Consider the following 11,550-nt stretch of genomic DNA (forward strand, 5'->3'; position numbering starts at 1 on the left):
CACTGAATAGTCCTCTTAATAATAGCTTATTAATTGGCCCTGTTTTTTTCATCAAAATTTACATTCCGGCTGGCTCCTTTTACCTTTTTATTTCCAAAAGTATAAGCTGCTGATAAAGTAAGCCTTCTGGCATCATAATAATTATTAAAAGAATGAGTTCCTGTCGTATAATAAATCTGTCCCTTACTTTTTGACTGCCTGAAAATATCAGAAACCAACAGATTCAGCTGAAGGCTTTTCTCCATCAGGCTCATTTTAAGCCCTGATGTAAAATTTCCTACATAGTTCCAGTACTTATTTCCGGAATTTGACGGCAACCGAAACCAATAATTGAAGATCAGCTGAATTGTTTTGCCTTTATTCAATGACAGATTGTTCTGAAAATTAAAGTTGTAACCATTTCCTTTTCTGGACACAGCATCGGTAGCAAAGACTTCCGTTTCCATATAAGACAGATCGGCAGCATAACTGGCTTCCCAAACTCTAAAGAAAGTATCTGAATAATTCAATGAAACGCCCATGCTGTTTACATTATAGAAGTTCGCAAAAGTACTGGTCCTGTTTTCTCCTTCAAGACTCACTACCTGATCAAAACCATTCAATGTTCTCTGGAAATAGGCGGATGCGGAAAGCTTTCCCTTATAGACATAGGAAAATTCCAAATTATGATTGATTGAAGGTTTTAAAAGAGGATTTCCAGTAAAATAAGAATTGATGTTGATATACCACCGATATGGATTGATCGCCCGGAATCCCGGTCTGTTGATCCTCTTTGAATAGTTGAGACTGAATACATGGTTTTCATTACTTTTATAGGTAACATACGCTGTAGGAAAGAATTTCCCATAAGAATTTTCTGTCTGCTGCCCCGAGGTCAGAGAGTTTCCGTTCACCATAGAATATTCATAACGCCCTCCTGCCTTTACAGACCATTTCTCATTGAAAGATTTTTCAAAACTGATGTAAGCCGCATAATTTTTCTCATTATATTTAAAGTCATTGCTCCTTACAGGATCTGTGACATAATTTCCTTCTATCAGATTCTGATAAGATATATCCGAATTATTATCGAAATTGGTGAATTTTACCCCTGCTTCCGTTTTGGCCAGTTGATAGGGCAGTGTAAGATCCGCCTGCCCTGAATACACTTTATAATCTACTGTAGAAGGAGTTTTCACCGCAAACCGATCACCTGTATTTTCAGTGGTGGTGGTAAAATCGATCACATTCTTCGGAATATTGGAAAAATAATTCCCGGTAATACTCAGTTTATTATCCCGTTTTCCGAATTTGAGATCATAATAGGCACTTATTGTCTGTTGCCGGCTCTTCCCTCTGTGTTCGGCATAGGTAGATAATGTATTCGTATAACTTTCATTCTGAAAATAATCCGAAGTATTCGTAATATCCATATTGGAATGCCCATATCCATAGTCATAGATGAAACCTGCATTAGATTTCACATTCAGCTGGTAGTCAACACTTATATTAGCACCAAGCCCATCTCCAAAATCTCTTCTGTCATCAGAACTTTTAAGCCCGTCCGATCCTTCTATTCTATAATTTTCATAAGAGTGTTTTTCATACTCATACTGTCTCAGTTTCAATGAAGACCGAAGTTTTTCATGCTGATAATTGACCGTTGCGCTGTTGGAAAATCCGGTATAAGTCTGCTGTTGAACGCTTGTTGTAAAGCTCCCTCCCCAACCGAGATTTTGATTTTTCTTAAGGACAATATTAATAAGACCGCTGTTTCCCTGGGCTTCGTACTTTGCAGGAGGGGTTGTGATCACTTCAATTTTCTCAATATTTTCTGACCTGAGACTTTTCAGATAATTGATCAGCTCACTTCCGGAAAGATTCAGCATTCTTTCATTGATCATTACTGCAACGCCACTTTTTCCCACAATGGAAATTCCAGAAGTATCATCTACTTTGATCAGAGGAGCAGTTCCCAGCGCTTCTGCCCCATCCATTCCCTGTGATGCCACGGAATGGGCGACATTAAAAACTAATCTGTCAGCTTTTCTCTCAATCAGTTTTTTTTGGCGGTAAGACTAATCCCTTCAATCTGCTTTTCCTGTTTTTTTTCGATGGAAAAATCTTCTTTCATATCACCTTTTACCATAATCTCCCTGCTTGATATTTCAGTTCCATCCTGTATCAGCTTTATGTTGTAATTCCCATTTTCAGGAAGTTTAAGCTGATAATTTCCTTTTTCATCTGAAATAGAGGTCTGCTTTTTTTGGTCTTTACTTGCTATAATTTCAATATAGGAAACCCCTTTTCCGGCTTGTGTGATCTTTCCTGTTATATTTTGGGAAAATGCAGCCGCCGGCAGCAGCATAATGGCAGAAAGTAGTATTTTCTTCATACATTGTATTTTATTATAAGACAGGCTTTACTCTTTTTTTATTACATCTGTCTTACCGTTTTTCGATATATTCGCTGTTATAAAATTAGAATATGAAAAAAAGGCTGATCGCATTTTCTTTATTTATTACCCAGATTATTTCTGCACAGAATTATTCTCAATATGTCAATCCGTTGATAGGAACCGGAGGCCACGGACATACTTTTCCAGGGGCAATTGTCCCTTTCGGTATGGTACAGCTTTCTCCGGATACCAGAATAGACGGGAGCTGGGACGGATGCAGCGGATATCATTATTCAGATTCACTGATCTACGGTTTTTCCCATACCCATCTGAACGGGACCGGAGTTTCAGATTACGGAGACATTATGCTGATGCCTGCCATGGGAAACCCGGGTCTGAACAGTAAAGATTATTCTTCAAAATTTTCGCATAAAAATGAAAAAGCTGCAGCAGGATATTATGCTGTCAGATTAGATAAAGATAATATCGATGTCCGCCTGACTACAACAAAAAGAGTCGGTTATCATGAATATACCTTCAATAATGCAGGAAGTGCCAATATCATCTTAGATCTCAACCATAGAGACAAGCTTCTGGAAGGGGAAGTAAAGATCATTGATGATAAAACCATCGAAGTTTTCAGGAGAAGTGAAGCCTGGGCAACCAACCAGTATATCTACGCAAGAATTGAGTTTTCAAAACCGATGAAGATCTCTAAAAAAGATGTCAATGGAAAACAGGAATCTAACTTATATACAGGAACAAAGCTGGTCTTGGCCTTTTCTACCGATGTGAAAAGAGGAGAAAAAATCAATGTAAAGGTGTCCATTTCTCCAACAGGCTATGAAGGAGCAGAAAAAAATATGCTGGCAGAAGGGCAGTCCAAAGATTTTGAAACCATAAAGAAACAGGCCCAATCCGATTGGGATAAAGAACTTTCTAAGATAGAAGTCAAATCTGATGATAAAAACAAACTGGCTATTTTCTACACTGCCCTATACCATGTTTTTACACAACCGAACATCAATATGGATGTTGACGGGAGATACAGAGGCCGGGACAATAAACTCTACACCGCAAAAGATTTTAATTATTATACCGTATTCTCACTTTGGGATACATTCAGAAGCGCTCATCTGCTGATGACCTTAATAGACAGGAAAAGAACTGCAGATTTTATCAATACATTCATCAGACAATACGAGCAGGGCGGAAAACTTCCGGTATGGGAACTGGCTTCCAATGAAACGGAATGTATGATTGGCTATCATGCCGTTTCGGTAATTGCTGATGCCATGGCCAAGGGAATCCGGGGATTTGATTATGAAAAGGCTTATCAGGCATCTAAAAACTCAGCCATGCTGGATATTTTCGGTTTAAATGCTTACAAGCAGAACAACTATATCAGCATAGATGATGAGCATGAAAGCGTTTCCAAGACGGTAGAATATGCCTATGATGACTGGTGTATTGCCCAAATGGCAAAAATTTTAGGCAAGAAAGAAGACTATCAGTATTTCATGAAACGTTCTCAAAACTGGAAGAACCTTTACAATCCCAACAACGGTTTTATGCAGCCAAGAAAGAATGGAAACTGGTACCAGCCTTTCGATCCGAGAGAGGTAAATAATAACTATACGGAAGGGAATTCATGGCATTATTCTTATTCTGTGCAACAGGATATCCCGGGGCTTATCGCAGCACATGGCGGAAAAGAAAAGTTTGAGCAGTTTATCGATGCTATTTTTGCTGCTCCGGATAAAACAACAGGGAGAGAACAGGTGGATATTACAGGATTGTTAGGTCAGTATGCTCAGGGAAATGAGCCAAGCCATCATATCGCCTATCTGTACAATTTTGTAGATAAGCCTGAAAAGACAGATGCCAAAATCAAATATATCCTTGATAACTTTTATAAAAATGCCCCTGACGGATTGATTGGAAATGAAGACTGCGGCCAGATGAGCGCCTGGTATATTTTAAGTTCAATGGGAATCTATTCTGTAACCCCGGGACTGCCTGAATGGGAAACTACGACTCCTTATTTTGATGAAATTAAAATCCATCTTGAAGACGGAACCACGAGAATCATTACTAAAAATACGGCCAGAGCAGCACTTAAAAAACTTGGTTTTGAAAACGTAAAGCCTGTTAAAGATTTTAAATATTCCCAGCTTACCGCATCTCCGGTTATTGCTGCAGACCGGATTTTCGACTTTTCTACAAAAGTTGAGATCACTCCGCTGAACCCGGGAGATAAAGTCTATTACATGACCATGGATGAAAATGACAGCAATAAAAGGAAAACTTTCACCGCTTATAAAGGGCCTTTCACAATCACGAAAACGACGCAGGTCATTGCCTATGCGGAAAAAAACGGGGAGAAAAGCTCTGCTGCTGTTGCCAACTTTAACAGAAGACCCAATTATTGGGATATCAATATTCTGTCAAATGCAACTCCACAGTATACAGCCAATGGAAAACTGGCACTTATCGACGGAATCCGAGGGGATATCAACTGGAGAAAAGGCGAATGGCATGGATATCAGGGACAGAATTTTGAAGCGATTATTGATTTTAAATCTCCTCAGCAAATCTCAAAATTATCTTCCACTTACCTTCAGGACAGCAAGGCCTGGATCCTGATGCCTAAAAAAGTGGAATATTATGCTTCCATGAACGGTAAAGATTTCATTTTGCTTACAGCAATTGACAATACCATTGATCCCAAAGACGAAAAAGTACAGATTAAAGATTTTTCCACTGAAATTCTTCCCACTGAAGCCAGATACATCAAAGTAAAAGCCTACTATTTTGGAAAACTTCCTGAATGGCATCAGGGAGCCGGCGGTGAGGCATATATCTTTATTGATGAGATTTCTGCGAGATAATTTAAGATGGAAGCTGGAAGAATGAAGATGGAAGCTACTATTTGACGGCTTATTTATTGAAGCCGGTTTGTTCCAAAAGTTAATGAAATAGGCTTAGACTTGTCTTTAGTCTTTCAGAAATCTCTTTCTTCCGGCATCCGGCTTGCTAGCATAAAAATGCCCTTCGAAAATTCGAAGGGCATTTTTATGCATTCATTCTTTCAGACCAGTGCAGGACTTCCGGAAGTTCCATATCAGAGAATTCAATATGGATCACTCTTCTTTTCTTCCCGTTGGTAGTTCTGTTTGAACCGTGAAGGGTAAGAGGTTTCATGATCATAATGCCTCCTTTTTCAACGGTACATATTTCTTCCGTCTCTACATCCCAGTCTATTGTTTCCGGTCTCCAGATTCCTTTCGTGTGAGATTTAGGAATTACTTTTAAAGCTCCGTTGTTTTCATCTGTTTCATCCAAATGAATCCTGATGGTATAGATATTTTCTAAAATATGCAGCGGAGGCTGAACGGCAAACTGGTTTTTCTTTGTTGTCCACGGTCCGAAACCGGACAATTCCAGTTTTTTATCCACGGAAATGGTCAGATCCTGATGATAGGCCACATACCAGTTGGAGGTTTCAGGTTTATCAAAATAGATACTTTTTACCACAAAATATTTTTCTCCAAAGATTTCCCTGACTATTCTTTTCATATTGTCGTTAAAGATGAGGTCCTGAATCTCCGGAACTTCCTTTAAAAATTGTCTTATCGCAAACAGGTCTTCAGATTTCCTAAAATTTTCCCGCGAAGTATCCAGATGCTGGAGAACGGTACTTATCTGTTCTGTTTCTTCAACTGAAAATATGCTATTAATAACAGTAAAGCCATATTCAAGAATATGGCTTTTATAGAATTCCAAGTTTTTTACACTCATTGATTATTTTAAATTTTGTCTAAAGGTTCGGTTAATTCCCCTTCCCATTTCGATACTGCTGAAGTTGCCAGTGTATTTCCTAATACATTGGTCATACTTCTTCCCATATCACAGAAATGGTCAATTGGCAGGATTAAGGCAATCCCTTCCGGTGGAATCCCAAACATTGAACAGGTAGCCACAATAATGACCAGGGAAGCTCTTGGCACTCCGGCGATTCCTTTTGAAGTAAGCATTAATACTAAAAGCATGGTGATCTGCTGTCCTAATGTCATTTCAATACCATAGATCTGGGCAATGAAGATAGAGGCAAACGTCATATACATCATACTTCCATCCAGATTAAAAGAATATCCTAAAGGCAGAATAAAAGATACCACTCTGCTGTTACATCCGAATTTTTCAAGCTCTTCTACCAGTTTTGGGAATACCGCTTCTGAACTTGTTGTAGAAAAGGCAATCAGTAAAGGTTCTTTAATTCTCTTCAATAAATCAAACAAACGGTTTCCTAAGATAAAATAACCTACCAATAAAAGGACCAACCAAAGTACGCCAAGCGCAAAGAAGAAATCCCTCAAATAGATGGCATACACTTTAAATATTTCAAAACCATTGGTGGCAACCACAGCTGCAATAGCTCCCAATACTCCCAGCGGGGCAAACCACATGATATATCCTACCATTTTAAGGATCCCATGAGCAATGATATCAAAAAGCTTCACAACAGGTTTAGAATAATCTTCCCCCAAATTTGCCAAAGCAACCCCAAACATAATGGCAAACACCACAATCTGCAACACTTCATTGGTAGCAAAAGCTTCAAATAAACTTTTAGGAATCATGTGCTTTACGAAGTCTTCCATAGAGAAACTTTTACTGCTTTTAAGAAGCTCATCAGCAGAAGCCACATCCTGTACCGGTAATTTTGTGACATGCCCCGGCTCCAGCCAGTTCACCAGCATCAATCCTATGAAAAGGGAGATCAAAGAAGCAGAAATAAACCAAAGCATTGCTTTTGTTCCTACTCTTCCGATCATTTTGATGTCACTCATTTTGGCAATTCCTACCACCAGTGTGGTAAATACCAATGGTGCAATAATCATCTGTACCAGCCTGATAAAAACAGTTCCCAGTAATTTTATATTCTTGGAAAAAGGTTCTGCACTTTCCGGATATTTCACGTGTACAATACCTCCGATTCCTACTCCCAGGATAAGAGCAATGACAATTGCTATAAAAAGTTTATTTTGTCCTTTCATATATATAGTTCAATTTGCGCAAATATAATGGTTTTTCAATTGGCAGAAGATTTTCTTCAAATTGAGTTGAAGTCTGTATCCAGTTTTTGAAACAAAAAAATTAAATCGTTGGCTTAGAAAATATTGCAAAAAATTTAAGAAACATTTATTTAATTTTTATTCTTTTGGTACAAATTTTATTATTACATTTGATTGTATAACAACATTAATAAATATACAATATGAAAAAAACTATCGCAATGGCTGCATTAGCTGTAGCAGTATCTTTCGGAGCAGTTTCTTGTAAAAAGAAAGTTTCTGATGCCGATCTTCAGACTCAGGCTACAACTGTAGTAACTTCTAATCCCAATGCTTCTGTTGAAGTAAAAGAAGGTGTAGCACACTTGAGCGGAACTTTTGCCGACCAACAGTCTAAGGATGCAATGATTGCAAAACTGAAAGCAATCAGTGGAGTAAAAGACGTAATGGATATGTCTACTATCGCAGCACCTGCGCCTGCACCGGTTGAAACTACATCTGCTGTAGATCCTGCTGTTCAGAAAAAAGTTCAAGACGCTGTAAAAGATTTCCCATCTGTAAAGGTAGAAGTTGTAAACGGACAGCTTACCCTTACAGGAAATGTTTCAAGCCTACAGGCAAGAAAGATCAAAGAATCTGTAGATGCTTTGAAAATCGGAAAGTATAACAATAATTTAATTGTAAAATAATTTAAGATGGGCGAATTACAAGATAAATACTCAAGTGTAGTTTCGGCAGCTCAGTCTGCAGGGATTTCAAACCTTCAGGTTCAGGAGCAGGACGGGATTTTATACGTTTCCGGAAATGCTTCCAGCACCGCTGCAAAAGATGCAGTATGGAATGCTTTAGGTGCTATTGATTCTACCTATTCCGCTTCAGACATCAATATCGATGTACAGGTAGCGGGACTTTCTTCAGGAGCTTCTTTAACAGTAGCTACAGATGAATCTAACCTCAACATCAGACAAGAGCCTTCTACGGAAGCAGCTGTTGTAGGAAAAGCAGCAAAAGGTTCTTCAGTGACTTTAATTGAGCAGACTTCTGACGACTGGTGGAAAGTAAAAACAGCTGACGGCCAGGAAGGATATGCATATTCAAGATATCTGAGAGCATAATTTTACAGAAAATAATTTCAGAAATATACTGAGAAACATCCCGATATTGGGATGTTTTTTTATTTTTACGCTTTGAAAAAGCTCAATGAAGAACCTCTTACTGTTATTGATTTTGGTATGCAATATCCTGATTGCACATGCTCAGAAACTGCATATTGACGGAAAAGTCTATGATTTGGGAAAGAAACCTTTAGAAAATGCGACCATCTACCTGCTGAAAGCAAAAGATTCATCGATCGTTAATTATACCGCTACCAATAAGGAAGGTAAATTTTCATTGAAAATTGATGAGGTGAAAGAGCCTTCTATTCTGACGGTCGATGCTGAAAAGATGTCCTATTCAAAAACATTTGAAAAGATTGATCATTCTTTATCCCTGGGTGATATAGAGCTTGAGAAAAAAGCAGTAATCAATATTGACGAGATACACATCACAGTGGCTCCGGTAAAAATAAAAAATGACACCATAGAATTCAATGCATCTGCACTCAAGGTGCGCCCTGACAGTAAAATTGAAGAACTTCTGAAACAAATTCCCGGGGTGGAAATCGGCAATGACGGGAAAATTACAGCCAACGGAAAAGAAGTGGATCAGATCATGGTCAACGGGAAACCTTTTTTTGATAAAGACGGTAAAATTGCCTTACAGAATCTCCCGGCAGACATCATTAAAAACATACAGTTTACAACCACCAAAAGCAAAGAAGAAGAACTTAGCGGAAAGTCCCCGAAATCACAAAACACCACCATTAATTTTAATATTGATGAAAGGAAAAACAAGGGATTTCTTTCAAGGATTACGGCAGGTTATGGCTCTGATAAACGGTATGAGGGAAGCGGACTCGTCAGTTATTTTAAAGGAAATACAAAGATCAGTCTTTTGGCCTCTTCGAATAATATCAATTCGAGAAGTGTTTCCGCGGATGATGTTTTTGATAATATGGGACACAGCAGAAATTCCGGGATGCAGAATACTGGCAGCGGAGTTCAAAAAACGACCACTTTTGGTCTTAATTACAGCGACAAGTTAGGAAATGATACCGATCTTGATAACCTCAGCTTAAAATATTCCAATTCTGATATGGAAACCCGATCCAAAGTTTCCAGAACCACCCTTCTTCCGGATTATACGCTCAAAACAAATTCTGAAAATAAGGGTGAAAATGAATCCAGAGAGTATAGCTTTGACAGCTCAGCAAGAATAAAACTGGACTCGCTGACCAATATCTATATCTCCCCTTCTTTTTCAAGATCAAAAAATTTCAGTTCCGGCAGGTCAGCATCCTCAACGTTAAAAGATGAGAAGCTTCTTAATGAAAGTGCTTCTTTCAGTAACACCCGTGGAGAAAGCAATACGTTTACTCCCAATATTTACTTTTCTAAGAACTTAAGAAAAAAAGGCCGTTTGATCTCTGCTATGATCAACAGTACCATTTCAGAGTCTAAAAGCGATCTTATCCACCAGTCTCAGAACTCCTTCTATCAGAATTCCGGGGTGACGACAGACAACCGCGATCAGCTACAAAGGAATCGGAGCCAAGGCAATAATTATAATTTCAGAGCCGGATATACAGAACCTATTTCGGATTCTGCATCTGTAAGTTTTGAGATACAGTATAATTCTAAATTATCCCGGGATTTGAGAGATTTTAGCGACTTTGATCCTGCTACAGGCCAGTATTCAAAGTATAACAGTCTTCTTTCCAACAGCATGGATCAAAGGGTCAATCAGTTTTCACCTGAACTCTCTTTTTTCCTCAACAAAAAAAAGTTTAATACCTGGAGTACTTTCAATATTGACATTTCAGATATGAAGGTAAATTCCGTTTTTAAAGGGCAGCAGTATCAGCTGCAAAAAAACTTTGTCCTTCCGAGATATTCCGTCAATTTTCAGTATGTTTTTTCGGAACGCAACAGATTAACCTTATCCAATTCATCCAGCTTCAATATTCCCGGCGCAGAACAGTTAATTCCCTATAAAGATGAGTCCGATCCGCTGGTCACCTATACCGGAAATCCTGATCTTAAAAATACCTGGGTCACCAGCACTAATGCTTCTTTTAGCAGTTTCAATATTATAAAAAATTTCAACTACTATATCAATGCAGGCTTTACCTACAGGAATAATGATGTCATCAATTATACCCAGTATGACAGTTCCGGAAAACAGATTGTTACTTATGACAACATAAGTGGAAATAAAAATATCAATCTAAGTACAGGTTTAAGCAAAACGTTTAAATGGAAGGATAACAAACTGACGGTCAGCCCAAGATTCAGCATGAATTATACGTACAATAACGGTTTTATCAATGGACAGCCCTTCAAAAGCAATTCATATAATTTCAACCCCGGTTTAAATCTGAACTATGAGATCAGGGATAAAATCACCATAAAGCCTTCCTACAGAATCGGATATAATTTTTCAAAGTACTCCAATTACAGTATTGACCAGGTTAATACTTCCAATCAGTCTTTAAAACTGGAACTTACGAATTATCTGTTCCAAAGCAGGCTCGTTTTTGGAAATGATTTCGAATATAATACCAGCTCCAATATTGCACCGGGATTTAAAAAAGATTTCTATTTCTGGAATACCAGCTTGGGATATTCATTCTTTAAAAAACAATTAACCGCGAAGGTGAAGATCTATGATGTGTTCAATCAAAATCAAAGTGTAAGAAGAACCATCACAGATTCTTATTTTGAAGATCGTGAAGACCTGATCCTAAAACGGTATATCATGTTTTCATTAAGCATGAAACTGAATAAATTTTCCGGTAAAAAAAATGAATAAAAAATAAACCGGTGATTACACATTGATATTTTATTCTACATTTTTTGAAAATCTAATCTTATAATATTCCCAGTGAAGGCATGAAATGTACCTTTCCCGGAGAGGGGGCATATTGAAGATTTAATGAGGATTCTTTCGACAATATTTTCCTAACCCTGCTTCCTAAAAAACTCAATACGCCCA

At 38.1% G+C, this 11,550-nt stretch carries 8 protein-coding genes; 4 read left to right on the top strand and 4 right to left on the bottom strand.

What is annotated here, in order from left to right; all coding sequences use genetic code 11:
- Positions 1-29: 29 nt before the first annotated feature.
- Positions 30-1,991 (bottom strand): outer membrane beta-barrel family protein, encoded by a 1,962-nt coding sequence (locus tag MUW56_RS04765; protein ID WP_292012114.1) that lies wholly within the window; start codon positions 1,989-1,991, stop codon positions 30-32.
- 44 nt (positions 1,992-2,035) lie between these two features.
- Positions 2,036-2,374: a carboxypeptidase-like regulatory domain-containing protein gene (locus MUW56_RS04770; RefSeq protein ID WP_292012115.1), complete on the bottom strand. Its 339-nt coding sequence runs from the start codon at positions 2,372-2,374 to the stop codon at positions 2,036-2,038.
- A gap of 92 nt (positions 2,375-2,466) precedes the next feature.
- On the opposite strand from MUW56_RS04770, the gene MUW56_RS04775 reads away from it, so the two are divergent.
- The gene (locus tag MUW56_RS04775; RefSeq protein ID WP_292012116.1) at positions 2,467-5,268 is read left to right on the top strand and encodes a GH92 family glycosyl hydrolase; all 2,802 of its coding nucleotides are present in this window, start codon (positions 2,467-2,469) and stop codon (positions 5,266-5,268) included.
- A 184-nt stretch (positions 5,269-5,452) separates the two neighbouring features.
- On the opposite strand, the gene MUW56_RS04780 is transcribed toward MUW56_RS04775, so the two are convergent.
- Both MUW56_RS04780 and MUW56_RS04785 read right to left on the bottom strand, forming a co-directional pair.
- Entirely contained in the window at positions 5,453-6,178 is a 726-nt protein-coding gene (locus MUW56_RS04780; protein ID WP_292012117.1) for a phytanoyl-CoA dioxygenase family protein, read from the bottom strand.
- An 8-nt stretch (positions 6,179-6,186) separates the two neighbouring features.
- Entirely contained in the window at positions 6,187-7,437 is a 1,251-nt protein-coding gene (locus MUW56_RS04785; RefSeq protein ID WP_292012118.1) for a cation:dicarboxylase symporter family transporter, read from the bottom strand.
- A 221-nt stretch (positions 7,438-7,658) separates the two neighbouring features.
- Here MUW56_RS04785 and MUW56_RS04790 point away from each other — a divergent pair, with 221 nt between their 5' ends.
- The 3 genes from MUW56_RS04790 (at position 7,659) to MUW56_RS04800 (ending at position 11,367) form a co-directional block, all read left to right on the top strand.
- Complete coding sequence (locus MUW56_RS04790) at positions 7,659-8,144, top strand: BON domain-containing protein (protein ID WP_292012119.1); 486 nt, start codon at positions 7,659-7,661, stop codon at positions 8,142-8,144.
- Between the two features lie 6 nt (positions 8,145-8,150).
- Complete coding sequence (locus MUW56_RS04795; RefSeq protein ID WP_292012120.1) at positions 8,151-8,570, top strand: SH3 domain-containing protein; 420 nt, start codon at positions 8,151-8,153, stop codon at positions 8,568-8,570.
- Between the two features lie 85 nt (positions 8,571-8,655).
- Complete coding sequence (locus tag MUW56_RS04800) at positions 8,656-11,367, top strand: outer membrane beta-barrel protein (protein ID WP_292012121.1); 2,712 nt, start codon at positions 8,656-8,658, stop codon at positions 11,365-11,367.
- The last annotated feature ends 183 nt before the right edge of the window (positions 11,368-11,550 follow it).

The organism is Chryseobacterium sp., assembly GCF_022869225.1.
GTDB lineage: Bacteria > Bacteroidota > Bacteroidia > Flavobacteriales > Weeksellaceae > Chryseobacterium.

Excerpts from the sequence above, each read along its gene's own strand:
- MUW56_RS04780 (WP_292012117.1), bottom strand. The coding sequence starts at position 6,178 with ATGAGTGTAAAAAACTTGGAATTCTATAAAAGCCATATTCTTGAATAT.
- MUW56_RS04790 (WP_292012119.1), top strand. The coding sequence starts at position 7,659 with ATGAAAAAAACTATCGCAATGGCTGCATTAGCTGTAGCAGTATCTTTC.
- MUW56_RS04785 (WP_292012118.1), bottom strand. The coding sequence starts at position 7,437 with ATGAAAGGACAAAATAAACTTTTTATAGCAATTGTCATTGCTCTTATC.
- MUW56_RS04800 (WP_292012121.1), top strand. The coding sequence starts at position 8,656 with ATGAAGAACCTCTTACTGTTATTGATTTTGGTATGCAATATCCTGATT.
- MUW56_RS04775 (WP_292012116.1), top strand. The coding sequence starts at position 2,467 with ATGAAAAAAAGGCTGATCGCATTTTCTTTATTTATTACCCAGATTATT.
- MUW56_RS04770 (WP_292012115.1), bottom strand. The coding sequence starts at position 2,374 with ATGAAGAAAATACTACTTTCTGCCATTATGCTGCTGCCGGCGGCTGCA.
- MUW56_RS04795 (WP_292012120.1), top strand. The coding sequence starts at position 8,151 with ATGGGCGAATTACAAGATAAATACTCAAGTGTAGTTTCGGCAGCTCAG.